Source organism: Abyssisolibacter fermentans, from assembly GCF_001559865.1.
Taxonomy (GTDB): Bacteria; Bacillota; Clostridia; order Tissierellales; family MCWD3; genus Abyssisolibacter; species Abyssisolibacter fermentans.
The window spans coordinates 1-25,363 of record NZ_LOHE01000075.1 but is presented as its reverse complement, the minus strand read 5'-3'; the positions used below and the strand labels follow the sequence as shown (position 1 = coordinate 25,363).

Sequence of the window (25,363 nt, the reverse complement as noted above, 5' to 3'; positions counted from 1 at the left end):
TCAATTTTACTATTTAAGACTCTTTCTATAAAGCATAACGCCAAATACTGTTGTAATTCCAGTACCAATAATTAATGTAAGATGGTATAACGGATCCCATCCATCTCCTGTAACAAATAATAAAATAACACCTCCAGCTATGAATAAGAATCCTAGTATACTTGAAAAGTAAAGTCCAAATTTACCTAGAGGTATTTTATATGGTCTTGGTGTTTCTGTATCAATTTTTCTTAATTTTACTACAGTTGGGAATAACCATAAATATGGTAAGAAGAAAACTAAAAAACTGAAAGATAAAATTGTCCAGAAGGCATCATTGGCACTTCCACTTAAAGCGAAATTCATAACAATTAATGCCGTTGCTATAACACCCATTAATATATATGAATAATCAGGTGTGTTGTATTTTTTATTTCTATGACCAAGAAGTTTTGTTTTTTTAGTAAATTCTGCTTCATCAAGAACTTCAACGCCACCTAATGTCCAAGAAATCATATTTGATACTAGCGTAAATAAAGCTACAAGCATAATACCTTTAAACACAATATCTTGTGCACCACCAAATACAGTACATAATTCTTGTAATGCATAGAAAAATCCATCAAGAGGATCAATAGATTCTGCAGGAATTGCTGCTAAAACTCCAAAGGTGCCAATAATATAGAGAGCTGCTATTAATATCCCTGCTAGAACAGTCATTTTTGGTATATTTTTTCCAGGTTCTTCAATTTCAGATGCAATTGAACTTATAAGTTCAAAACCTAAAAGATTATAAACGATTGCAGAACTATATGAAATTGTGTCAAAATTAAAACTCAATGCAAAACTAGATAGAGAGAAATCATTAGCAAGACCATTTTTCACTCCATAGACAACACCTAATACTCCGAAAATTGCTAATACTCCAACTTTTAATACAGCAGCAATATTTGTAACAGTTATACTTAAATCAACGCCCCTAATCCCTATATAAACTATCAGCCAACACATAGCAATAGCTAATACTGCTAATAATGTTATACTCATATCTGGCGCAAATGCCATGGAAAACCATGTACTAAAGGCAATAAATACAGCTGGCATCCAAAACGCCACGTTTACCCAGTAAAACCAAGAAACAAGACTCGCTTGGAAATCGCCAAATGCTCTTTTTACCCATGAGTATATACCCCCATCTTCTGGATAAGCGGCACCTAATTCTGCGTTTATCAATCCATATGGTATAAAAAATAATAGTGCAGTAAGAAGCCAAATTGTTATTGATGATGCTCCCAAAGCAGCAGGAGCAACAAAGGTATCCAACACAACTATTCCACAAACAGTAAAAGAAACCATTTTAAACAAACTTACTTTTTTTGTTTCCATTTTTTTCTCCCCTTTATATAGTAGTTAGCCCTGATTATTCATATTGCTTTAATTAATGTTGTATAATTCCAATATTCCATTAAATTCAAAACATACCGAATTGGAATGTTCTAATTTAATGGAGATCTTAAACAAGAAGGACCCTAATTAATGGAACTCCTATTCAGTTCCTTCATAAGAGTAAGTGAATTCAAAAGAAATCATAGATTTCTGTTTTCTACTCATGAGTAAACGACTCACATAAAATCACAGATATTAATTCTCTGCTCAAAATCAAGTTTTGGGTTCATGACTCATGATTTTATATGAATAATCTGGGACCATGATTGAAATAACTCTATATAGAGTTATTTCAATTTTTTACCTAACGGTTGTTGCTGAGTAATACAATGTATATTTCCACCACCTAGAATTATTTCTCTAGCATATATCCCAACAATTTCTCTCTCAGGAAAAACATTTTTTAAAGTTGCTATTGCTTTTTTATCGTATTCATCATCATTAAATAAAGGTAAAATTACTGCTCCATTTGCAATATAGAAATTAGCATAAGAAGCTGCCTGTCTATCTCCTTCGTTTCTAGGAAGAGTACCATCTACAACATCAACTCCCTCACTTTCTTCCTTAGTAATTAATACCTCATTTGGAATATGTATTTTATGAATTTCAAGTTTTCTTCCCTTCGCATCAGTCTCATTTGATAAATAATCATAAGCCGCTTTTGAAAGAGGGTACTGTGGATCATTTTCATCATCTGTCCAAGCAAGAACTAATACCCCTGGAGCACAATAATGTACTATATTGTCAACATGTTGATTGGTTTCGTCAAGATAAATACCATTTGGAAGCCATAAAACTTTTTCTACTCCTAAATAATCCTTTAACGTATTTCCAATTTCCTCTTTTGTCATTTTAGAATTTCTGCTTTCATGCAATAAACACTCTTCAGTTACAATAGCAGTTCCATCACCATCTGTATGTATTGATCCTCCTTCAAGAATAAAATCTTCTAGGGAATAATAATCTATATTTTCAATCTCACATACTTTTCTTGCAACTTGATCGTCTTTATCCCATGGGAAATACAATCCGTCTACTAAACCTCCCCATGCATTAAAACGCCAATCAACACCTCTAACTTCACCTTCATCATTTACAACAAATGTAGGTCCTATATCTCTCATCCAAGAATCATCGTTTGACATTTCTACCACACGAATATTACTGCTTAACATTTCTCTTGCTGTTTCATATTGTCTTTGAGATACACACATTGTAACCTCTTCATATTTTGCTATTGCTTCAGCTACTTCAACAAAAGCTGCTTGAGCTGGCTTTGCTCCTAGTCTCCAATTATCTGTCCTTTCAGGCCATACCAACCAGCAACCTTTATGGGGTTCAAATTCTCCCGGCATTCTAAATCCATCACTTTTAGGCGTTCCATTTAATTTTTTAGCCATTTTCTTCATCTCCACTAATTAATTATTTTATAATTTTTCTAATAAAGAATTAATTCTATCTTCATGATACTTAATTGTTTCTTCACTAGGTTTTATATCAAATTTATGAGTAAAATAAACTAAAATTGCCATTTGTGCAGTTAATCTGTTTTCAGCTTCGTCAAAAGCCACACTACGATCTCCATCTAATGCTTCACGAGTAATTTCTTCTTTGTCATTCGCTGGCAAACAATGTAACAATATTGCACCAGGAGCTGCTTTATCCAATAGTTCCTTCGTAATTACATAATCAGGCATGAATGCAGCTAATCTTTCTTCTTTTTCATCTAACTGAGTAGTCCAATAAAAGCTATCTCCATAGATTACATTACATTCTGAAACCTTTGAAAGATCATCTGTAATTTCATATGAAGCACCAGTTTCAGCACAATTTTTATCAGCAAGTCTTAACCATTCCTCTTGCATATGATATTTTTTAGGTCCAATTTGTTTGAAATTCATTCCATATTTAGTACATGTCAATAACAATGAACGACATACATCTGTTGCATCTCCCATAAATGCTACTGTTAAATCAGATAATTCTTTTCCCTCTGGCATATGTTCCTGAATTGTAAAAATATCAGCTAACATTTGGGTTGGATGATATACACAATCTAGTCCATTTATTACTGGTACTGTAGACATTTTAGTCAATGCCTCTGTTATTTCACCACTATTAGTACGAGCCATTATAATATCACACATTCTTGATAATACACGGGCAGTATCATCAATTGATTCCTTTGCTCCTAAGTGAATATCCCTTGGTGATAAAAATAATCCATGCCCTCCTAACAATGTTGCAGCTGTTTCGAAAGATACTCTTGTACGAGTTGAACCTGCTTCAAAAATCATTGCTACTGATTTGTTTTTAAATAATTGTGGAATTGCATTATCTTTTCTTGCTTCCTTTAATAAAGTCATTAACTCTAACATGTCGTCAATTTCTTTTCTTGAAAAATCATTCATAGTAATCATATGTTTCATATTTTTTTTATTTAAGTCTGTTGCACTTGATGATGGTAATTTCATTTTTAGCCTCCTTATTTTATGTCTCTATTTATCAAAGTATATATCCTCTAATGGTCTCGCTTTATTTTTATTTTTAGTTATATATGACACTATAACTATAAGAATAAAATTAACTAGAGCTGGTACAAGGGTGTAAAACTCCCATGGCTCAGGTATTATAGAAAGCTGAGATATACATCCAACTACATTTACCAAAAGACCCCCAAGCATTCCAGCAATAATACCATATGTGTTTACCCATTTAGATTTCAATGCCATAACAAATGGAAAGAAAAGAACTCCAAATTGTAAGGTAAATGCAAATATGGTTAAATCATAAATATCTGTACTTGCTAGCCCGCCAATTCCAGCTAACGCGCCTATTAAAACTACAAAAAACCTTGTTATTTTTAACATCTGATCTTCTTTTTTTACATTATTATTTTTAAGTTTATCTATTACTATAGTTTTGTAAATATCATTGGAACAAAGAACTGCTGTTGCAAAAAGGGATGTACTAGCACTAGATAATATAGCAGATATTAAAGATGCAACAAATACTCCTAATCCTACTGGCCCCAAAAGTTGTTTTGCTAAAAAAGGAATTAATAGTTCGCTATCTTGTGCAAATAAACTCGCATCTAAAACTCCTTTATTAACTAATGTAATTCCAATTAGTGCAAGTATAACTGGTATGAACCCAATGGTCCAATATAACCCACCTGCTATAACCATTCCCCTTTTAGCTGTCTTTTCATCTTTAGCCATAAAAGCCCTTTGAGCGATATCAGGACTTGGAATATTGCCTAGCCCCATTCCTACCCACATGGCAAGGTAAGTAATCCAAGGCATAATTCCTTTTCCCGTAGGCAAAAAATTCCAATATCCTTTTGGTGTATTTTCCACTATAGTTCCAATTCCACCTACTGTGTTAACTCCTACAATCAAAATTGTTACAAGCCCTATTAAAATAATAATCATTTGTATAAAGTCGGTCCAAACAACTGCCACAAGTCCACCCATGTAAGTAAATGTAACGACAACAATAACTGCCATAATATAACTCAAAGTAAAATTTATACCAAAGAGTACGTTAAGAATTTTACCTATAGCTAGAAATTGTACTGATGTCCATATAACATAAGTTGGAATCATTACTGCAGCTGCAAAATATCCTGTAATAGAGCCAAAACGATAACTATATAGCTCCCCAATTGACCTAATTCTTAGTTTCCTTAAAATTTTTACAAAGAAAACTCCAATAAGAATCAACGCCAACCCTGCAGCAAAAGGATCTTCTATAACACCAAAAATTCCATCATTATAAGCTGCTCCAGTAGCTCCAATGACTGTACCGCCTCCCCAAAAGGTTGCAAAAACAGTACCCACTATGAGCAAAAGAGGTGCACCTCTTCCTGCGACTAAATAATCATCTGAGTTTGATACTTTTTTACTAGCAATTTTCCCCACCATAATTATTCCAATAAAAAATAAAGCAATAATAACAAGTGGGATGAGGTTATTAGAATTCACAGAATCTGTCCTTTCTATTTTTTTTAAGTATCTAAACTGCGTTTTTAAAATTGTTGTAAACGTTTACTAAGATAATTATACTACTGTTTGAATACATTATCAAGGTTTTTTGTCCGATTTTATACTTTTTGTGTCTCATTTGTACGTTCTGCGTGTCCTATTCGGACGTTTTTGTATGCTATTTTTGCTTTGCAACTGTCTGTCGTCTGTAAAATATCAGATTCTATGTATCTACATAATCAACCTCTTACAATCAATTTATTGATAATAAAAAAGCAAAAATAATAATCAATATAAAGTTTGCAAAATTCAAAAAATAATTTTAAATACTTTTAGTCCATTTAAAAAAGAATTTAAAAGGGTTAAATACTAGACAAATAGAGATAGTAAGTGAAACAGAGTGTAAAATATTTAATTTACAAATTTTATTATTTAGTATTCTTACGATTAAATCATGGTATATTTACAAAATGAAAATATTGAAAATTGAAGAAAGTAAATTTTTTTAAATGGATTTATTTATGTCCATATGTTGCATTGATATTGTAGCTATCGGACAAATCATATGTTGTTTTTTGTTTTCCCCTTGTCTATTTAACACAAAAGTGTTAAGCTTTATATATAAATTATAGATTAGGAGAATTGTTATGACTAAAAAAATAAAGTCCTTTGACAAGATAGATTTTAAAATCATAAATGAATTATATAAGGATGTTAGGATTTCTGCTTCTAAAATAGCTAGAACTATTGGTGTTAACGAGAGAACTGTAAGGAGAAGAATTGATAAATTAATAGAGTCAAAGGCTATTCGAATCGCAACAATTATAGAACCTAGCATGTTTGGTTATAACTCTATCGCAGATATTAATCTTAAAGTAGAGGATTCGGTTTTCGATAAATTTGTTGAGTCTTGCAAAAAAAATCCCAATGTATGCTACATTGCTTTTGGGTGGGGAAAAGCAAATTTAGCCATAGAAACAAGATTTTTAGATAATGAAGAGATGTATAATTTTATAAATCATACTCTTCCTGAAACAGAAGGAGTTGAAGTAATTAATTTCTTTATAATTCCAAAAATAATATATAATATTGATCAATGGCTACCTGTAGAAAGTGATTTTAAAGATTAGAAAAAGCGACCAAAACCCATGGCCGCTTTTTTTATGTTCATATTCAAAAATCTTGTTTTTATCCATATATTACATATATTTATTTCTTATATCATGTAATAACTCGATCCTCTTTGATATAACAAGTATCACGGCTGTTTTTGTTTTAATGTTTTAATTCTAAGATTAACTTTTTCTATTCCTGTTTGCTTACTCTTTTACCAAGTCCTAATACAGCTTTTTTTAACAAGAAAGGTAAAACTTCCATTGCATAAGGCAGATATAATCTTTCTGTATGCTTGTGGGCATCTTTTCCAATTGGTCCTATGTTTAATACTGGTATGTTAAGGTTCTTTGATCGATTGAAAGGGTAAATAAAGTCCATTCCCCATGCAGGTATATTTTCTGCAAGGACTTGCTCATCCCTTTTATTTCCCTTGAATCCAAATTCACTTAAATCTGATATTCCTTCATAAATCTCAGCTGTATGAATTTTTACTGAGAAAGTTCTTTCTGCTTCTGTGATTATTTCTTTAACTGTATCTATTATATCTAATTCCATCTTTGTCTTACGTTCATTATACAATGCTGGACAATAAGGAGGTAAAAAACCGATAACAATAGCAGGTCCCTTTAGTTTTGCTATATCTATCAAATGGTTTACAAGCATTAGACCTCTTTCCTGTAGTTCCATTTCTGGTGAAAGAGTACTTAAATAGTCTCTTATAATTCCTTGAATGTCTTGGTCTGATTGTTCTGCTGCTAGATTTAAGAGTTCATTAAATTCAATGATACTACCCTCTAGATTCTTTTCTTTAGTCTGTGTACCTTGACTTACTCTTTTTTGATTCTGTTCTGATATAGATTCCTTTAATGCCTTACTTGCTGCTTTTTTTAATACAGTCATTATTTCATCAGGTGTCTTTTGAATAAAAAGCACATTATGGTACATAGCAATACGCTCTATTACCGTCACTGAATAGGTAGGCTTTAAATCTTTGATTTTCAAGCATGTAAGAGGTGGATAAACTACATTTTTAAAAGTATCAGCGAAGTCTCCACTACCTTCTATGAGACTTCCTAGCTTAAAAGCAATCAAAGCTGCACTCAAACCTTCAAAATACTCACCAGCATGAGTTTCTCTCCCTAATACAAATGTAAAAGGTGTATACATTCCAACTGTTCCTAGATGAATCCACCCATCTCCCTTGTTTAACTGTGTAATGGTAGGCTCACTGTCAATACAACATAAAAATTCAAAACCTTTTTCTTTCATATCTTCAACAAGTTCTAGTGCCTTATGTATACCACATGCATTATTCTCTTCATCCGCTACAGCTAGATATAGAATATTTACATCTAGATTCTCTGTGTTTTCAGATAGCTCTGCGACAAGTCCAGCTTGAACTGCTAACCCGCTTTTCATGTCCGCAACGCCTCTACCGAAAATCCAATCTCCAGATTCTAAATCTTCTCTAGCTTCTTTAGAAATAACTGTTTTTGCAATTTTTTTTGTATATGTTTCTGGATAAAAAGCTACATCTCTTAAGCTTCCACACACATCAGTATCTACAACATCAAGATGTCCCATTAAAATAATCGTATTTGGTGTTTGTTTTTTTGCTCTTACAAATGCACATAGATTGGATCTTTTAAGTCTATCTTCTTCAATTTTCTGCAAAAAAAGATCCTGTGGATTTTTTTTAAAGTATGTAAGCTTCTTGAGTTGATCGTATATAAATTTAGGGGCAAGCTTTTCGCCATCTGAATCCGTTACACTCTTGACCTCACAAAATTTCATTAAAAATGAATAAATCTCCTCTTTTGTATTTTTAAGAGGCATTTTTTCTCCTCCTTGTATCTAATTTTACTCTGGATTCTCAACCATTTTTTTTACATAGGTTGGAAGTATAAATGAACCAACATGAATACCTGTATTATAATATTTTGTTTCCAATCCAAGAGCTTTCCATATTTCTGGTTTAAAATCCTTTATTGGATCATATTTTTTAGATGCAAAACCGAAAAGCCAGTGACCAGATGGATAAGTTGGCATATTATATTGATAGACCTTACTTATAGGAAATAAGAATTTGATTTTCTTTACAGCTTTTCTCATTTCTTTGGCATTTTTCTCATAAAATGGACTTTCACATTGATTAACCAATATACCATCTTCACTTAACAAATTAGAACAGCATGTATAGAATTCCATGGTAAATAATCCTTCTCCCGGTCCTATTGGGTCTGTAGAATCTACGATTATTAAATCATATTTTTCTTTTGATCTTCTAACAAATTCTATCCCATCTTCGAAATAAAGTTGTACTCTTTCATCCTTTAGCTTGCTAGCTGTAAGAGGAAGGTATTTTTGACATGCCTCTACAACCATACGGTCAATCTCTACCATATCAATTTTTTCTATTCCTTTATATCTGGTCAGCTCTCTAACTGTACCTCCATCACCACCACCAATGACAAGTACTTTCTTTACATCTGGATTTGTTGCCATAGGAACATGAACGATCATATCATGATAAATAAATTCATCCTTTGATGTTAGCATGACAATTCCGTCAATAATTAAGAATCTTCCCATTTCATCACTATCAAATATATCTATTTGCTGATAAGGACTTCTCCCAGTAAATAATTGTTCTTTTACCTTAATTGAAAATCTAATGTTTTCTGTCTGAGGTTGTGTATACCAAAGCTCCATTAAGATACCTCCCTTAATAAATTTGTTTATTATATGGACTGATATTATAAATAATCTAAACAATTTAATTCTTGTACATAAACTGTTTATTATTTTTAGACAATATCAATTTATATTTTTCCATATGTATTTCATTTTATACATTATAAAATATTTATATTACTTTATCTATTGGTAATTTATTCTTGATATATCACTAATATGAAAAATTAATACCCCTTACGCGCAAGGTTGTTAAGTACTAATAAAAAGTCACGGCTATTTATGAGATTTTTCTCATCTATAACCATGCTTTTTTATAAGAATTTATTTTTTGTTATATATACGTCAAATAAAGTCATATCAAAAATAAAATAAATCTCTATCATCAATATCCCTAAAACCCTTATAAAATCAACAATAGCTTTATCCCTTTTCAGTCTCTCTGCAAGGTGGTCAATTGTTGTTCTTTTTTATTTTATCTTTATGTTTTTCCATTTGCTAATGTTTTAGTAAAATATGATTTAATATAAATTGCGTAAAAAATATCGCCAATTCATTTTTGAATAGGGCGATATTTTACTCTAGTTATTAATATATATTAATAACCCATCATTACAATACATGTATCTTGCTGACAAATTGGAATTTATCTAATTACTACTTTAATATACAGGTACACAAATTTCACAATTATGCTTATTAACCATTTGGACTATATACCTTTCGATGATTGGTCTTGTTTCATCAAATTGATATCCTTGCCTTGATAATTCTGGGAAAATATCAATCCACGCTTTTTGAACTGCTTCTGCTGTATGATTTATTTTAAAAACAGCATATTTCCCTCCAACAATATTACCTTCTTTTATATAGCCGTCAGTTACCGAATAGTCATTTGAAACAACAATGCAGGTATCATAACGACAGTTTTTAGGTTTAGTAGTCTCAGGATTATCCTGAGCAATTCCAAGGATTATGGATTCGTCATTAAATAAATGGTTAATTTTTGCCCATTTTTTTAATTCTTTCATTGTTTTAACATTATTAATTCCATAAGGACCAATTTGCCTTATATAAGCAATCCGATATGGTGGCATATTTTCAATCGTAATATCCATAATTTATTTTCTTCGCCTCCTCTAAAGAATAAATAACTTCTTCATTACAAGATTACTACGCTTTAAAATAGAAAGCAAAGAATTTTTTAAAAATGTTAAATTGCTATTTATCTTTTAATTAGCGTTTCATTTTGTTTTTCTATTACTCTATTTTTAATACTTCTTCCTAATAAAACAAAATTTAAAAAATCATGGCTTTAAGAGAGCTTTCGCTCATCTCAAACCATGATTTTTAAAATCACTTTGTTTATTTGATATAAGTTTTTTGTGTTATACATATTTATATATAAAGTTATATTTCTCTTCTACCGTGCAATGCTTTAGATAAGGTTACTTCATCAGCGTACTCTAAATCTCCTCCAACTGGTATGCCATAAGCAATTCTTGTCATTTTTATTCCTGTTGGTTTAAGCAGTCTAGAAATATACATAGCTGTAGCTTCTCCTTCTATCGTAGGGTTTGTAGCTAATATTAATTCTTTGACTGTATCATCTTGAAGCCTTACTAGTAACTCTTTAATTTTAATCTCTTCAGGACCTATTCCATCCATAGGAGATATACTCCCATGTAATACATGATAAAGACCTCTATATTCTCTGGTTTTTTCCATCGCTACTACATCTTTTGGTCCCTCTACAACACATATAGTTGATTTGTCTCTCTTAGCATCTGAACATATATTACACGGATCTTTTTGAGTTAGATTATTGCATATGCTACAATATTTTATGTTTCTTTTTGCATTTACTATTGCATTAGCTAAACTCATTGCTTCCATGTTGCTTACATTTAAAATATGATATGCTAATCTTTGAGCTGTTTTTTTTCCTATACCAGGAAGCTTAGAAAGTTCTTCTATCAACATAGCTATAGGCTCAGCATAATAATCCATTTTTTCACCCTTTTTCTATGTTTTATAAATCAATTTTGCTTACTAAATTATGGGGTTTTTATTCATTATAATTGTTGATATTCTAATCTATTTAACGGAAATGATTACTTTATTTTAGTTTAAAGATTATTTCCTTATAGATTAGTAAACTTTTTGATTATACTTTAACTCCTATTCATTCTTCCTAGGAGTAAGCGGCGATATGAAACTCCTACTCATCCTTCCTAAGAGTAAGCGATTCACATAAAATCAAAGATTTTAGTTCTCTGCTCAAAATCAAAGATTTTAGTTCTCTGCTTAAAATAATCCTGGTATATTCATTCCTCCTGTTACTTTACCCATTTCTTTACTTACCATTTCATCAGCTGCTCTTAACGCTTCATTTACTGCTGCTAATACTAAATCCTCTAACATTTCTACATCATCTGGATCAACAACGTCTTTGTCAATTTTGATTTCTAATATTTCTTTTTTTCCATTGGCTTTTACTGCTACTGCTCCACCACCAGCACTAGCTTCTACTTCTCTTTCTTCAAGTTCTGCCTGCATTTTAGTCATCTTTTTCTGCATCTGTTGTACTTGCTTCATCATATTACCCATATTTGGCGTTCCTCTAAATCCACCTTTAGCCATATTTTATCATCCTCCCTATTTTTTTCATACTAATTATTAACATGTTTTGTTATTTATTTTATCTCAACTATTTCTTCACCAAATAATTGTTTGGTTTTATTTATTAGAGATTTATTATTTGCTGTTTCTTTTTGTTTCGTATACGTTTGACCTTCTATTATATATTTAACTGTAATATCAGAATTTAGATTTTTACTTAAAAACTCTTCTACATATTTTTTATTGTCTTCCGTATTTAATGCATTTTTAAAAAATTCATTCTCTTTATTAAACGATATTACTACTGTGCTATTATACACATCTACTAGCTCTCCATTGCTAAGAAGTGTAAATATTTTTATTTTTTCCTTTTTCATTTTTTTTATTATATTTTTCCAGTCTTCTTTAACATTATTTATGTCTAAATCTAAAATCTTATTGTTTCCATCAAGCTGTTCTTTTTCAATTGTTTCTTTTGAACTATCTACTGCCACCTTTTCAACTTCTGGTTCGTTAATAGGTTTTTGTATAACATTTTTTTCATTGGAAGTAATAGTAGTTGGAGTAGTCTTAAACTCCCCACTTGCCATAGTTTTTTCAATCTTATCTATTCTACTGATTATACCCTCAAATGAATTGTCAGCTTCTGGATTTAAAATTTTTATTATAGTTACCTCTAAAATTACTCTTGGTTGTGTAGTTTTTTTGATTCGAACTTCTGCTTCTGATAATAAATTTATTATCCTTTCAATTGAACCTACACTTATATTACTGCATTGTTGTTTAATCCGTTGTTGATTATCTATAGATAAATCAATTATATCACTTGGATTATCAACTGCTTTACAAATCAATATATTTCTAAAATGCATTATCAAATCTTTGATAAACTGTCCAATATCCTTACCATCATTTATTATATTATTTATATTTTTTAATGTACTATACAAATCTTGACTAATAATACTATCACTTATTTCAAAAACTGCATCATTGTTCACAGCTCCCATAATAGATAATACATAATCATATGTAAGCTTTTCTCCTGTTAATGATATGCATTGATCTAATATGCTAAGTGCATCTCTCATAGCACCGTCGCAATTTCTTGCTATTAAGTTTAGTGCTTTTTGCTCAACATCACAATTTAACTTTTGGCATATATCATTCATGTTTTTTACTATGTCATTTGTATTAATTCTTTTAAAATCATATCTTTGACATCTAGACAATATTGTTGCTGGTAGTTTTTGCGGCTCGGTTGTAGCTAATATAAATATTAAATATTCAGGTGGTTCTTCTAACGTTTTCAACAATGCATTAAATGCACCCTTTGAAAGCATATGAACCTCGTCTATTATATATACCTTATATTTCCCATTTGAAGGAGGGTATTTAACTTTTTCTTTTAAATCTCTTATATCATCAACGCTATTATTTGATGCTGCATCCATTTCAACCACATCAAGATTTGTACCATTGAGTAAGCTTAGACAAGTTTTGCATTTATTACATGGATTGCCATCTACACTATCTGGACAATTCACTGCTCTTGAAAAAATCTTGGCTGTAGATGTCTTCCCTGTACCCCTTGTCCCTGAAAACAAATATGCATGAGCAGTATTGTCTTTTATTATTTGATTCTTTAAAATTGTTACTATATGGCTTTGTCCTAATATTCCATTAAAATCTTTAGGCCTAAATTGCCTGTACAGTGCTTTATAACTCATAATATCACCCTTATTCTCAACGATAAGTATATTATCCCAAATTATTCAGAAAAAATCAAATACTTATAAGTAGAGAATTAAACTATTTTTTAACTAAAAAAAGCATATATCTTGTCTTTACTGTTATGTATAATTAATATTATATGCAAAAATAAATCCATAACAAAGGTTATGGATTTATTTTAGCCGTACACCTGGTATTGACATTTCACTCCAAGCGTTACCTAAGCAGTTAACTCAAATCAGGCACCCCTGCGGCACACGAGAGTGTCTACTTACCGCTGCTTCCTTCCGGACCTGACGGGGTTCATAGATTCTCATTGCGCAGGACCCAATCATCAACGCCACTTACTTAGGGCAGACCTTACAGTAAAATGCCTCAACCAGGAATTCAATCCTGCTATAGCGGATTGCAGGTTACAGGGCACCGCTACCTCCCCATCTAGTACGGCAAACTTTACTGGCGGAGAGAGAGGGATTTGAACCCTCGAGACGGTATTCGCCGCCTACCCGCTTTCCAGGCGAGCGCCTTCAGCCAAACTCAGCCATCTCTCCATAAATTATTGAATTATTTATATAGTCTAACGAATATTTATTATATCTAAAAATTTGGTCTATGTCAATGAAAATCGGCTGTTAATTTATGTAAATAGGCAAAGTTTTCATTATATCTAGGCAAAATCAAAGGATTTTATTATTTCCCTTTATCAAAACTGAAATATATGACATAATATAATATATCTTATACCTTTACATGGGAGGGTTTTTATGCTTAATATAACTTGTATTTCAGTAAGATTACTTATGGCTTTAGTTTTGGGTGGTTTGATAGGGTTACAAAGAGAAGGTAAAAATCGTCCTGCTGGTTTTCGAACTCATATACTTGTATGTATGGGGGCAGCACTTATAATGCTTTGCGGTATATTCCTTTTTAATAATTATAGCAGTTTTAGCAATCTAGATCCTGCTCGTCTAGGGGCTCAAGTTATAAGTGGTATAGGTTTTTTAGGAGCGGGTACTATAATTAAAGAAGGATCTACTGTAAAGGGATTAACCACCGCTGCTAGTTTATGGGCTGTAGCAGGTATAGGTTTAGCAGTTGGTAGTGGTTTTTATATAGGTGCTATTATTGCTACACTTTTAATATTAATTACTTTAATAATATTTTCAAAATTTGAGCCATATATTAACCAATCTAAGATATATTCATATATAGACTTAAGTACGATTAATATTCCTGGTCAAATAGGAAAAATAGGTACCGTATTAGGAAATCTAAATATTTCAATAGATAATATAAGTATGGAAGAATCTAGCAAGAACCATTTGTCTTTAGAGCTGACTATTACTAATCCACTAAAAATACCTAATAATACTATTGTTAAAAATTTAGCTCAGATAGAAGGTATTCAATCTATAGAAATTAACCATACCAAATAATTTACATTTTCCCTGAGCGTATCATAGAAATTACAAGCCAAATCCCCATTAATCCTGCACTTAAATAACCTATTAATCCAAAAAATGACATGTCATATATTTTGGGTCCGGCATTCGCATTTATTACTAAAGATGAACCTATTACTATAGATGAAATTATAAGACTTACAACTACCCTATTTATCATTTTGCTTATTCTATATACACTTCTTTCTAATCTTAAATGTTCAAGTTTTATTTTTAGTTTACCAGCGTTTAATGTATTTAGAACCTCAAGAGTTTTAGTTGGTAGTTTTATAGTATTTCTATAAGAAGTGTATACTGAGTTTAACTGCTTTATAATTTCTTTTTTGATATCTTTATTAAATATCAAATTTGATTGAATATATGGTATTGCTACGTCCATTATACTCATATCAGGTGCTAGATGCTCTATAACACCTTCCAAAATCATCATGCCTTTGACAAACATCATTATACTAACTGGCATGGCTATATTATTATTTTTTGCAGCTTTTGTAACATCATTAATTATTTGTACTACATTTATATTTAACAATGATTCATCTATATATTGGCCGTATATTTCTTCTATATCCGAATAGAGTTTGCGTATGTTTATTTTACCTCTCTTGATACCTATTTTAAGTACTGCATGTGTCATTTTTTGAATATCTCTTGAACCTATTGCTAATAAAAGATTATTGAAATCTTTTTGCATATCTTTGTCCATAATTCCTATTGCACCAAAATCAAAAAATACTATTTTTCTATTATTAATAATTATATTTCCTGGATGAGGATCACCATGAAAAAAACCATCTTCAAAAACTTGTTTTAAAAAATTATAGGCTAATTTTGAAGCTATTTCTTCTAAATCATATCCTTCTTGCTTTAATTTATTTATATTAGTTATTTTTATACCATCAATATATTCCATAACTAATATGTCATAGTTACTATATTCTTTGAATACCTTTGGACATTTTATAAGTTTAGAGTCTATATTGTTTTCGTAAAATTTATCCAAATTTTGTGCTTCTTTATTTAAATCAAGTTCTTTCTCTATAATATCAATAAAAAAATCTATAGCTTCTTTTATATCAATTATATGCCCTTGGGGTGTTAGTTTAGCTAATATAGAAAATCTCTTAAGTATCTTCATATCACTAAGCATAATTTCTCTTATATTAGGTCTTAAAATTTTTAATGCTACTCTTGTGCCATCCTTCATTATTGCTTTGTGAACTTGAGCTATAGATGCAGATGCTATAGGATTGTGATCAATTTCAATGAAAACATCATCAATTTTGTCACCAAAATTTTCTTCTAATATATCATGTATTACATCATACGAAAGAGGTTTTACGCTATCTTGGAGTTTTTCGAATTCTAATATATAGCTTTGAGGAATTATATCTGATCTAGTAGATAGTATTTGTCCAAGCTTAATATAAGTAGGACCTAATTCCTCTAAGGCTAGTCTTAAATTTTCAGGCTTTATCCTTTCTTTTTTTAAACCATACTTTACAAATACTGATATTATCTCTTTAACTCTTTTTTTCTCTTTTATTCTATTCATATCTATATGCAAAAAAGCCTTGTAATACAAACAAGGCTTACTTTAACTCCAATTCATTTATTTTTTTCTTTATTTCTTCAAGCTCATTTTGGGTCATATTTTCTATATTCATAATAGTCTGTTTTAAATTACTATTAGCATTATCAAAACCTTCTACTGACCTTTTTTTCAATTCATCTGTTAACTCTTTGCCTTGTTTAATAGTTATTTCACCTTTTTTTACCATGTCGTCAACAATATCCACTGCTTTTTCATAAGTATAAGCAGCTGTTCCTATTCCTGCTAATAAAATATTTTTTAAACTTATCATAGCTCCTCCTTAAAATTAAGCATATTAACATTATTTACCTCAAGCTTATTTATTCCATAAAAAGAGCTAATTTATACATCTACGAGTTAATTATTTTTGCACCTTCATAATCTATATCAACTTTTTTTATAATCCATTTATTATTTAGATTATTTATTATAAATTTTAACTTTTCAACAACTTTTTCATCATTTTCTTTTGTAATAACTGCTAAAGTAGAACCTGCTCCACTTATGAAACCTGCTGTATTATCTAAGTCATTGAGAGTTTTCATAAATAAATCATAACCTTCAATAAGTTTACTTCTATAAGGTTGATGTAATTTATCTTGAAATGATGCCTTTAGTAAATGACCATCTCCATTTGATAAAGCACAAAGCATTAAGGCTGTTCTTCCAACATTAAAAATTCCATCACTATAATCTATTTTTTTAGGCAAAACTTCTCTGGATTTTTGTGTAGAAAGCTTAAAATCAGGAATTAAAATATAAAAATTAAAGCTTTCATCTATTTTAGCCTTACTATATAGAACCTCTTCTTTGTTTTGTGCTGAAGCTATCATTCCACCAAATAAAGCTGGTGCTACATTATCCGGATGTCCCTCTATTTCAGTTGTTAATTTTAATATTTCTTCTATACTTAATACGTCACCACTTATTTGATTTGCGGCTAAAGCACCTGCAACTGCACATGCAGCACTGCTTCCTAAACCTCTTGAAACAGGTATTTTTGTATCAAACACTATTTTAATGCCCTTACATTGATATCCTGTTCTTTCAAAACATTTTTTCATAGAAATATATACTAAATTGTTTTCATTCTTAAACTCGTCTGGACAGCCTTCAAATACTAAACCCTCTTCTATTTCTTCAAAATAATATTTATTATAAAGTCCTAGAGCTATCCCCAGACTATCAAAACCTGGTCCCATATTTGCACTAGTAGCGGGAACTACAACTTCAAACATATTATCACCTACACTTTTAACATTCTACAAACAGTTTCTTTCATAGTACTTTTTAAACAGACTTGTTGATGTAATACCTCTAGTTTATCGATATCTTTTATTGGACTTGGTATATCTATATTAAAGTCCTCTGATAATTTATTTATAAATTCAAAGTCATTATATTCATAGTTACATTTATTTAAAGCTCTATATACACTCCCTGCGAATTTGAAAGGACTAGCTGTTGAAGCAATAACTATTTTTTTATTATCCTTTGATATGTTTTTATAGTTTTTGCATACATGGTAAGCAACCGCTGTATGAGTGTCTATTACATAGTTGTATTTTTCATAAACTTCCTTTATAGCATTTGTAACATCTATCTCTTTAGCATAATCTCCATAAAAATCGCTTATATTAGAAATCTGTTTTTCATTTATTTTATAAGCACTCTTATTTTTAAGGCTATTCATATAGCTAGTTACTACGCCGCTGTCTTTAGTTGTTATTTCATATAACAATCTTTCCAAATTGCTTGATATTAATATATCCATTGATGGAGAAGTGGTTGTCTTAAATTTTCTATTTATATCGTATACACCTGTGTTTATAAAATCAGTCAATATATTATTTTCATTTGACGCACATATAAGTTTATTTATTGGCAGTCCCATTTGCTTTGCATAATAGGCAGCTAATATGTTTCCAAAATTACCAGTTGGTACTCCTATATTTATCTCTTCTTTTAATTTTATTTCTTTATTTCTTACTAAGTTCATATATGCATATATATAATAAACTATCTGTGGTACTAGTCTTCCTATATTAATTGAGTTTGCTGAAGATAAAATAATATTTTTTTCAAGTAATTGATCTTTTAATTCTTGATCTACAAATATTTCTTTTACTCCATTTTGTGCATCATCAAAATTGCCTTCAAGCATGATAACATGAGTATTGTTTCCTACTTGTGTAATCATCTGCATTTTTTGTACATCACTTACTCCATCTCTTGGAAAAAATACTATTATCTTTATACCTTCAACATCTTTAAAACCCTCTAGTGCAGCTTTCCCTGTATCTCCAGAAGTTGCTGTTAAAATAACTACTTCCTTTTCTAATTTATGTTTTTTAACTGCTGTGGTCATAAGGTGAGGAAGGATAGATAATGCCATATCCTTAAAAGCTAATGTCGCGCCATGAAATAGTTCAAGAAAATACATGTCTTCACATTTCTTTAATGGAGCTATTTCATTACTTCTAAATTTCTCATTATATGCATTGTAAACACATTCTTTGATTTCTTCTTTTGTAAAATCAGTAAAAAATTTATTTAAAACTACACATGCTAATTGTTTATAATTTAAATCGAGTAATTCCTTTAAATTTTCTATTTTGGGTAAATATTCAGGTACGTATAATCCTCCATCTTCTGCTATGCCATTAATTATTGCTTCTGATGAAGTAACTTTTTTATTCAAACTTCTTGTACTATAATAAAGCATGCTTATGTCCTCCATGTTTTTTTATTCCATAGCAATAAGCCTAAGTTTTGCTACTCCAGTCATTTCTTTTATCTGCTGTAAAATTACATCTAATTCTACTATAGTATTAGCTCTGTCAAATGTAATGCTAACATTAGCAGTACTATTTATAGGTATATCTTGATTTATAGTTAATATATTTCCTTTTGCATTGGCAATTATATTTAGTATATTTGACAGCAAACCTGGTCGGTGATTTAGTAATAACGATATTGTAACCTTTCGTCCAATACCTCCTTCAGAGACAGTAAATACGTAGTCTTTATATTTATAAAATGTACTTCGACTAATTCCAACTTTTTTTACAGCCTCTGTAACTTCCTTAGCCTTTCCAGTTCTAAGTAATTCCTTTGCATTTATAACTTTATCAAAAATATCAGGTAATATACTTTTATCAATAACTAAATATTTATTATACATAGTATCACCTCTCATAATTGTATACTGAGTTTGTTCACAAAACACATATGTTCATTATTAACATACTTTGATTTATTTTAACATTAATTTATTTAAAACACAAGATTATAAATATACAGATAATTCGTGTTTTTTTGCACTAAATCTCTTTACCTTCGATAATTATTATGTTATACTGTTTATCATTGATATACATTTGTTTTTAATTCGCGTACATTACGTGACAATATTTATAGATAAGAGAGGTAGAATATTATGATTAAAATTGGTCTTTTGGGTTTTGGAACTGTAGGTTCAGGTGTATATGAGATTATAACTACTAATGAAAATTTTAAAAAAAGCATGAAAGATAAAGTCATGATTAGCAAAATTCTTGTTAGAGATAAAAATAAAGATAGAAATATAAAATTCCCTCAAAACATACTTACGGAAAATGCTGATGATATTTTAAATGACCCTGAAATTGATATCGTTGTTGCAGTTATGGGAGGAATAAATCCTTCATACCAATATATTATTAAGGCTTTTGAAAATGGTAAGCATGTAGTTACTGCCAATAAAGCTGTTGTATCAAAATACTATGATACTTTTTTAACTACTGCTAAAAAAAATAATAGAGCTTTTCTTTTTGAGGCAAGTGTTGGAGGTGGTATACCTGTAATCAAACCATTAAAACAAAGTGTGAAAATTAATGATGTTGATAAAATAAAAGGTATACTTAACGGAACTACAAATTTTATTTTGACAAAGATGACTGAGGAAAGTTACTCTTTTGAAGATGCATTAAAACTTGCTCAAGAACTAGGTTATGCTGAAGCAGACCCTACTGATGATATACAGGGCTATGACATTGCAAGAAAACTGTCCATATTATCTAATATCGCTTTTAAATCTACTACTAGTGTTGAAAATATTAAATGCAGAGGTATTAGTGATATTTCTAAATGTGATATAGAAAAATTCGATGAACTAGGCAAGAAAGTTAAACTTGTTGGCAGTGCAATTAAAATAGAAGATGAATATTCTGCCAGCGTTGAACCATTGTTAGTTGATAAAAATTCTACTCTTGGTACTGTAAATGACGCATTCAATATAGTGTCCGTATCTGGTAATACTGTAGGTGAACTTCAATTCTTTGGACAAGGTGCTGGTAAAAATCCTACCGCCAATGCTGTTGTTTGCGATATAATCGACGTTATAAATGGAGAATATGAAAATTTTGATAATGATAATAAAAAAGTTATTGATTCAGCAGGAGCAAAATTATTTGAAGGAAGCTACTATTTAAGAATTACTCCTGAAAACAAGCAGCAGATACCAAATTTAATTGATTTCTTATTAAATAAAGCTTTGAAATTCAAAATCTGTGAACAAGATGAAAATCTTATTATTATTACCGAAGCTATACGTGCTGATAAAATGGAAAATTTAGTTGAATTGCTAAATACCGAACATAAAAACTATTGCTATGCTAGGTTTGATGATAACAAAATATTAGCTTAATACGGTCTAGTTAGTTGCAACCCAAAATCAAAAATAAATGTAGATAATATTATTAGTATGACTCACAAGTTTTTGGTGGGGGGAACCATCTCTACACGTTATCATATAGTTTTTTTAATATGTGTATAATCTTTGACGGTTCCGACAAGAGCTCGTTTCAAAATAAACAAGAAACTCACTACTCACTACGTTCCTAGCAGTAAGTGATTCACTCAAAATCGTAGATTTTGGTTCTCTACTTAGAAACGATGAAGAAACGAACTCTTGAAAGTCACACTTTCAAAGAAACATTAGATGTTTCCCTAGTAACTTATCGGTAACTTTTACAACCAATATATAGGAAACCGAGTTGCTTTAAAATATTAAACATAGAATTTATGAATAATGTAAAATTTCGCAACTAACGACGCGGTCTACAAGGAGGAAAATGCAATGGACAATGTATTAGTACAAAAATACGGGGGTACTTCTGTAGGTTCTACTAAAAAAATTAAACGTATTGCACAAAACATAGTTCGTAATAAAAAAAATGGATTAAAGGTTGTTGTTGTAGTTTCAGCTATGGGTAATACGACTAATGAATTAATAAGCAAAGCTCTTGAAGTAAATAAGCAACCTCCTAGCAGGGAGCTTGACATGCTTTTAGCTACTGGTGAACAAGTATCTATTTCATTACTAGCTATGGCTATTAAATCACTTGGTCATGATGTTATATCTTTAACTGGTGGTCAATGCGGTATATTAACTGACGGTAACCATAAAAAAGCTAAAATTACTGAAATAAAAACCGACAGATTATTATCTGAACTTGAACAAGATAAAATAATAATTGTAGCTGGTTTCCAAGGAATAGATAATTGTAACGATATCACCACTCTAGGACGTGGTGGTTCTGATACTACAGCCGTCGCTCTTGCAGCTGCATTGAAGGCTGATATGTGTGAAATATATACTGATGTTGATGGTGTTTATACAACAGATCCAAGAATAGTTCAGAATGCTTCTTTAATAGATAAAATTTCGTATGACGAAATGCTTGAGCTAGCAAGCTTAGGAAGCAGTGTTCTTCATCCAAGAAGTGTTGAACTTGCTAGAAAATTCAAAGTTCCTTTGGTTGTAAAATCCAGTTTTACAATGAATAAAGGTACAATTGTAACGGAGGTAGATACTATGGAAAAGGTTGTAGTAAGAGGTCTAGCTTTAGATCAAGAAATAGCCAAAATATCAATACTAGAAGTTCCTGACAAACCAGGAATAGCTTATAAATTATTCGCCGAACTCGCAAAGAATAATATAGGTGTAGATATTATCATACAAAATATAAACAGAAACTCTGTTAATGATATATCTTTTACAGTAAAGATAGATGATTTAGACGAAGCTGTTGAAATATCTGAGAAAATTGTTTCTGAAATAGGGGCTAAAAAAGTTATATATGACAAAGCTGTCAGCAAGCTTTCTGTTGTTGGAGCAGGAATATCCGGTAGTGCTGAAGTGGCTTCTATATTCTTTAAATCACTATATGAATTAGGTATCAATATTCAAACAATCAGTTCTTCACAAATAAAAATATCATGTATAATAGAAACTGATAAAGCCCTTAAAGCTCTAACTTATTTACATGATAAATTTCATTTAAGTGGTCTTAATGGAGAGGATGCTGTGATTTAAATTACTCCTATTCAGTTCATTTGTAGAACTAAACAGCCAAACTAAGATTTGTTATAAACTCAAAAAGGGTTGTTTCAAAATGGTAAATTCATTGTTAAATTTACTCATTTTGAAACAACCCTTTTACTTTTCATATACCTTTTACGGAATATCCTTTGAGTTAAATAATTTGATTATTTATCGGTGAACCAGGAGGTACTATAGGCAATACCAATTCTTCTTTGTCTATAATACATTCTATTACTACAGATTTTTTACTTAATGAAGCTACTTCATTCAATGCTCTTTCTAAATCATTCATATTATTTACTTGATAACCTTTGAACCCATAGGCTTGTGCTAGTACCATATAGTCAACATCCTGTGTCATGTCAGTTTGAGAATATCTACTCCCAGCAAAATGTGTTTGTAACTGTCTTACTAATCCTAATGAATTATTGTTAAACATTATTATAACTACAGGTAAATTATATTTGGTTGAAGTGCTCATTTCGTTACAATTCATTCTAAAACTTCCGTCTCCAGTTACTAATATTACATCTTTATCTGGATTACCTAGTTTTGCTCCTAATGCTGCTCCCAGCCCATAGCCCATAGCCCCAAGACCTCCTGATGTCAGAAATGTTCTTGATTTTTCAAATTCCCAATATTGAGCTACCCACATTTGATGTTGTCCTACATCTGTTGTTACTATTGTATCTTTTTTATAGTACTCCTGTATTTTATTTAATATATTCTTAGCAACAAAATCAGATTCATTGATTTTATCTTTCACAGACCAATTCTTTATTTTTCTAATCCATTCAGTTCTATCTCTAAATTTAATTTTATCTGATAATTTACCAATAATGTGTTTCATATCTCCTATAAAAGATATATCACATTTCATATTTTTATTTATTTCTGTATTGTCAACATCTATGTGTATTATTTTCGTAAAATTGTAATGGTCTGATTTCCCTATGCCTCTATCACTAAATCTTGTACCAATACCTATTATCAAATCGCTATTTTTTACTGCTAGGTTTGCTTCTCTAAAGCCATGCATTCCAGCCATACCTAAGGATAATTCATCACTTCTAGGATAATTACCTAAACCCATTAATGTATTAACAACTGGAATACCTGATTTTTTTGCAAAGACAATTAATTCTTTTGATGCATCAGATATAATAACTCCACCTCCTGCATATATCACAGGTTTATTTGAACTATTAATAATATGTGCCGCCTTATCTATATCTGCATCTGTTATTTTGTCTATTATGATTTGTTTATCCTGTATTTGATTACTATCAATCTCAGTTTCTTCTAAAAATATATTTTTAGGTATATCTATTAGTACTGGACCAGGTCTACCATTTTGGGCAATATTAAATGCTTCTTTCATTATCTCAGGAAGCTTTGTTATATCTTTGACTAAATAATTATGCTTAGTTAATGTCATAGTAACTCCTGTAATATCAATTTCTTGAAAGGAGTCTTTTCCTAACAAACTTGTAGTAACTTGTCCTGAAATTACGACTAATGGAACAGAATCCATATATGCTGCAGCTATACCTGTGACGGCATTAGTTGCACCCGGTCCTGAAGTGACGAAGCATACGCCGACATTTCCAGTCGACCTTGCATAACCATCTGCTGCATGAACACATCCTTGTTCATGAGCACATCTGACGTGGTTAATTTCGCCATTCATTTTATATAATTCATCATATAAGGGTACTACTGCTCCCCCAGGATAACCAAATACGGTATCTACATTTTCTTCCTTTAAACAGTTTAGTACTATTTCTGCTCCATTAAGTCTCATATAAAATTCACCTACTTTCAATAATTATTTATCTTACATCTGTTTCAAATTGTTTTTTATACTACCAATTGTTTTTTATACTACCAAAGGGTTTTTCAAAATGAGTAAAGTTCAAGGCTATTACTAATGTAATTTGAAGCTCCTACTCATTTTTCCTAGGAGTAAGCGACTCACACTAAATCAAAGATTTAGGTTCTCTGCTTACAGATATGAGCGTACAATGATGTAGCTCACTACTCACTTCATTCCTAGGAGTAAGTGAATTCACAAGAAATCATAGATTTCTGTTCTCTACTCAACGCAGAAATTTGCCATTTTGAGACAACTCGCAACCCCTTTTATCCTATCCAAGACATCATACCTCTCAGCTTTTGCCCTACTTTTACTATTGGATGAGCTAACTCTTTTTTCTTTAAAGCACTATACTCTGGTCTATTCATGCTATTTTCTGCAATCCAATCTTTTGCAAACTTTCCAGTTTGTATTTCCTCTAATACTTTCTTCATTTCTTTTCTCGATTGATCAGATATTATACGCTTACCAATCTTATAGTCTCCA

Annotated in this window: 20 protein-coding genes, 1 tRNA gene, 1 other RNA gene and 1 pseudogene; 4 read left to right on the top strand and 19 right to left on the bottom strand. The window is 30.7% G+C overall.

The genetic code is table 11. From position 1 onward, the window contains the following. Nucleotides 1-9: 9 nt before the first annotated feature. The 4 genes from AYC61_RS14560 to AYC61_RS14545 all read right to left on the bottom strand — a co-directional run bounded on the left by AYC61_RS14560 (nt 10) and on the right by AYC61_RS14545 (nt 5,351). Nucleotides 10-1,365, bottom strand: coding sequence for an APC family permease (locus AYC61_RS14560; RefSeq protein WP_066503926.1), 1,356 nt, complete (start codon nt 1,363-1,365; stop codon nt 10-12). A gap of 347 nt (nt 1,366-1,712) precedes the next feature. Continuing rightward, nucleotides 1,713-2,825: an agmatine deiminase gene (gene aguA / locus AYC61_RS14555; RefSeq protein ID WP_066503925.1), complete on the bottom strand. Its 1,113-nt coding sequence runs from the start codon at nt 2,823-2,825 to the stop codon at nt 1,713-1,715. A 27-nt stretch (nt 2,826-2,852) separates the two neighbouring features. Further along, the gene (gene argF, locus AYC61_RS14550) at nt 2,853-3,899 is read right to left on the bottom strand and encodes an ornithine carbamoyltransferase (protein ID WP_066503924.1); all 1,047 of its coding nucleotides are present in this window, start codon (nt 3,897-3,899) and stop codon (nt 2,853-2,855) included. Between the two features lie 24 nt (nt 3,900-3,923). Beyond that, complete coding sequence (locus tag AYC61_RS14545; RefSeq protein WP_162265470.1) at nt 3,924-5,351, bottom strand: sodium:solute symporter family protein; 1,428 nt, start codon at nt 5,349-5,351, stop codon at nt 3,924-3,926. A 707-nt stretch (nt 5,352-6,058) separates the two neighbouring features. Here AYC61_RS14545 and AYC61_RS14540 point away from each other — a divergent pair. Continuing rightward, the gene (locus AYC61_RS14540; protein WP_066503920.1) at nt 6,059-6,541 is read left to right on the top strand and encodes an Lrp/AsnC family transcriptional regulator; all 483 of its coding nucleotides are present in this window, start codon (nt 6,059-6,061) and stop codon (nt 6,539-6,541) included. Between the two features lie 175 nt (nt 6,542-6,716). Here the strand turns inward: AYC61_RS14540 and AYC61_RS14535 are convergent, their stop codons facing one another. The 8 genes from AYC61_RS14535 to AYC61_RS14500 form a co-directional block, all read right to left on the bottom strand. Continuing rightward, nucleotides 6,717-8,363 (bottom strand): M20/M25/M40 family metallo-hydrolase, encoded by a 1,647-nt coding sequence (locus tag AYC61_RS14535; RefSeq protein ID WP_066503917.1) that lies wholly within the window; start codon nt 8,361-8,363, stop codon nt 6,717-6,719. Nucleotides 8,364-8,387: 24 nt separating this feature from the next. After that, the gene (gene speE / locus AYC61_RS14530) at nt 8,388-9,239 is read right to left on the bottom strand and encodes a polyamine aminopropyltransferase (protein ID WP_066503915.1); all 852 of its coding nucleotides are present in this window, start codon (nt 9,237-9,239) and stop codon (nt 8,388-8,390) included. A gap of 644 nt (nt 9,240-9,883) precedes the next feature. Beyond that, the gene (locus AYC61_RS14525; protein WP_066503913.1) at nt 9,884-10,339 is read right to left on the bottom strand and encodes an AraC family transcriptional regulator; all 456 of its coding nucleotides are present in this window, start codon (nt 10,337-10,339) and stop codon (nt 9,884-9,886) included. A 292-nt stretch (nt 10,340-10,631) separates the two neighbouring features. Continuing rightward, entirely contained in the window at nt 10,632-11,231 is a 600-nt protein-coding gene (recR, locus tag AYC61_RS14520) for a recombination mediator RecR (RefSeq protein WP_066503911.1), read from the bottom strand. A gap of 297 nt (nt 11,232-11,528) precedes the next feature. Beyond that, on the bottom strand, nt 11,529-11,864 hold the full coding sequence (locus AYC61_RS14515; protein WP_066503909.1) for a YbaB/EbfC family nucleoid-associated protein: 336 nt from the start codon (nt 11,862-11,864) through the stop codon (nt 11,529-11,531). 53 nt (nt 11,865-11,917) lie between these two features. Next, complete coding sequence (dnaX, locus tag AYC61_RS14510) at nt 11,918-13,573, bottom strand: DNA polymerase III subunit gamma/tau (protein WP_066503907.1); 1,656 nt, start codon at nt 13,571-13,573, stop codon at nt 11,918-11,920. A 186-nt stretch (nt 13,574-13,759) separates the two neighbouring features. Beyond that, an RNA gene (gene ffs / locus AYC61_RS14505) (signal recognition particle sRNA large type) lies at nt 13,760-14,024 on the bottom strand. Nucleotides 14,025-14,034: 10 nt separating this feature from the next. After that, nucleotides 14,035-14,128 (bottom strand) — tRNA-Ser (locus AYC61_RS14500). A 213-nt stretch (nt 14,129-14,341) separates the two neighbouring features. Between AYC61_RS14500 and AYC61_RS14495 the strand changes: the two genes are divergently transcribed. Then, nucleotides 14,342-15,013, top strand: coding sequence for an MgtC/SapB family protein (locus AYC61_RS14495; protein WP_066503905.1), 672 nt, complete (start codon nt 14,342-14,344; stop codon nt 15,011-15,013). Nucleotide 15,014: 1 nt separating this feature from the next. On the opposite strand, the gene AYC61_RS14490 is transcribed toward AYC61_RS14495, so the two are convergent. The 5 genes from AYC61_RS14490 to AYC61_RS14470 form a co-directional block, all read right to left on the bottom strand. Next, on the bottom strand, nt 15,015-16,595 hold the full coding sequence (locus AYC61_RS14490; RefSeq protein WP_156456476.1) for an ABC1 kinase family protein: 1,581 nt from the start codon (nt 16,593-16,595) through the stop codon (nt 15,015-15,017). A 37-nt stretch (nt 16,596-16,632) separates the two neighbouring features. Next, nucleotides 16,633-16,905, bottom strand: a complete 273-nt coding sequence (locus AYC61_RS14485) for a phasin family protein (protein WP_066503901.1) — start codon at nt 16,903-16,905, stop codon at nt 16,633-16,635. A 79-nt stretch (nt 16,906-16,984) separates the two neighbouring features. Further along, complete coding sequence (gene thrB / locus AYC61_RS14480) at nt 16,985-17,872, bottom strand: homoserine kinase (protein ID WP_066503899.1); 888 nt, start codon at nt 17,870-17,872, stop codon at nt 16,985-16,987. A gap of 8 nt (nt 17,873-17,880) precedes the next feature. Continuing rightward, nucleotides 17,881-19,359 carry a threonine synthase gene (gene thrC, locus AYC61_RS14475; RefSeq protein ID WP_156456475.1) on the bottom strand — a complete coding sequence of 493 codons (1,479 nt, stop codon included), beginning with the start codon at nt 19,357-19,359 and terminating at the stop codon, nt 17,881-17,883. 21 nt (nt 19,360-19,380) lie between these two features. Next, the gene (locus tag AYC61_RS14470) at nt 19,381-19,818 is read right to left on the bottom strand and encodes an ACT domain-containing protein (protein ID WP_066503894.1); all 438 of its coding nucleotides are present in this window, start codon (nt 19,816-19,818) and stop codon (nt 19,381-19,383) included. 255 nt (nt 19,819-20,073) lie between these two features. On the opposite strand from AYC61_RS14470, the gene AYC61_RS14465 reads away from it, so the two are divergent. Then, complete coding sequence (locus AYC61_RS14465; RefSeq protein WP_066503892.1) at nt 20,074-21,321, top strand: homoserine dehydrogenase; 1,248 nt, start codon at nt 20,074-20,076, stop codon at nt 21,319-21,321. Nucleotides 21,322-21,753: 432 nt separating this feature from the next. After that, nucleotides 21,754-22,992, top strand: coding sequence for an aspartate kinase (locus AYC61_RS14460; RefSeq protein ID WP_066503887.1), 1,239 nt, complete (start codon nt 21,754-21,756; stop codon nt 22,990-22,992). Between the two features lie 160 nt (nt 22,993-23,152). On the opposite strand, the gene ilvB is transcribed toward AYC61_RS14460, so the two are convergent. Both ilvB and AYC61_RS14450 read right to left on the bottom strand, forming a co-directional pair. Then, nucleotides 23,153-24,805 carry a biosynthetic-type acetolactate synthase large subunit gene (gene ilvB, locus AYC61_RS14455; protein WP_066503883.1) on the bottom strand — a complete coding sequence of 551 codons (1,653 nt, stop codon included), beginning with the start codon at nt 24,803-24,805 and terminating at the stop codon, nt 23,153-23,155. Nucleotides 24,806-25,143: 338 nt separating this feature from the next. After that, nucleotides 25,144-25,363, bottom strand: a pseudogene (locus AYC61_RS14450) (ketol-acid reductoisomerase); the annotation flags it as partial.

What these genes read in the sequence shown, in the direction of transcription:
- AYC61_RS14560 (WP_066503926.1), bottom strand. Translation starts at nt 1,365, where the DNA reads ATGGAAACAAAAAAAGTAAGTTTGTTTAAAATGGTTTCTTTTACTGTT.
- aguA (WP_066503925.1), bottom strand. Translation starts at nt 2,825, where the DNA reads ATGGCTAAAAAATTAAATGGAACGCCTAAAAGTGATGGATTTAGAATG.
- argF (WP_066503924.1), bottom strand. Translation starts at nt 3,899, where the DNA reads ATGAAATTACCATCATCAAGTGCAACAGACTTAAATAAAAAAAATATG.
- AYC61_RS14540 (WP_066503920.1), top strand. Translation starts at nt 6,059, where the DNA reads ATGACTAAAAAAATAAAGTCCTTTGACAAGATAGATTTTAAAATCATA.
- AYC61_RS14470 (WP_066503894.1), bottom strand. Translation starts at nt 19,818, where the DNA reads ATGTATAATAAATATTTAGTTATTGATAAAAGTATATTACCTGATATT.
- AYC61_RS14485 (WP_066503901.1), bottom strand. Translation starts at nt 16,905, where the DNA reads ATGATAAGTTTAAAAAATATTTTATTAGCAGGAATAGGAACAGCTGCT.
- AYC61_RS14525 (WP_066503913.1), bottom strand. Translation starts at nt 10,339, where the DNA reads ATGGATATTACGATTGAAAATATGCCACCATATCGGATTGCTTATATA.
- thrB (WP_066503899.1), bottom strand. Translation starts at nt 17,872, where the DNA reads ATGTTTGAAGTTGTAGTTCCCGCTACTAGTGCAAATATGGGACCAGGT.
- AYC61_RS14545 (WP_162265470.1), bottom strand. Translation starts at nt 5,351, where the DNA reads ATGGTGGGGAAAATTGCTAGTAAAAAAGTATCAAACTCAGATGATTAT.
- dnaX (WP_066503907.1), bottom strand. Translation starts at nt 13,573, where the DNA reads ATGAGTTATAAAGCACTGTACAGGCAATTTAGGCCTAAAGATTTTAAT.
- ilvB (WP_066503883.1), bottom strand. Translation starts at nt 24,805, where the DNA reads ATGAGACTTAATGGAGCAGAAATAGTACTAAACTGTTTAAAGGAAGAA.
- AYC61_RS14465 (WP_066503892.1), top strand. Translation starts at nt 20,074, where the DNA reads ATGATTAAAATTGGTCTTTTGGGTTTTGGAACTGTAGGTTCAGGTGTA.
- AYC61_RS14535 (WP_066503917.1), bottom strand. Translation starts at nt 8,363, where the DNA reads ATGCCTCTTAAAAATACAAAAGAGGAGATTTATTCATTTTTAATGAAA.
- thrC (WP_156456475.1), bottom strand. Translation starts at nt 19,359, where the DNA reads ATGCTTTATTATAGTACAAGAAGTTTGAATAAAAAAGTTACTTCATCA.
- recR (WP_066503911.1), bottom strand. Translation starts at nt 11,231, where the DNA reads ATGGATTATTATGCTGAGCCTATAGCTATGTTGATAGAAGAACTTTCT.
- AYC61_RS14490 (WP_156456476.1), bottom strand. Translation starts at nt 16,595, where the DNA reads ATGAATAGAATAAAAGAGAAAAAAAGAGTTAAAGAGATAATATCAGTA.
- speE (WP_066503915.1), bottom strand. Translation starts at nt 9,239, where the DNA reads ATGGAGCTTTGGTATACACAACCTCAGACAGAAAACATTAGATTTTCA.
- AYC61_RS14460 (WP_066503887.1), top strand. Translation starts at nt 21,754, where the DNA reads ATGGACAATGTATTAGTACAAAAATACGGGGGTACTTCTGTAGGTTCT.
- AYC61_RS14515 (WP_066503909.1), bottom strand. Translation starts at nt 11,864, where the DNA reads ATGGCTAAAGGTGGATTTAGAGGAACGCCAAATATGGGTAATATGATG.
- AYC61_RS14495 (WP_066503905.1), top strand. Translation starts at nt 14,342, where the DNA reads ATGCTTAATATAACTTGTATTTCAGTAAGATTACTTATGGCTTTAGTT.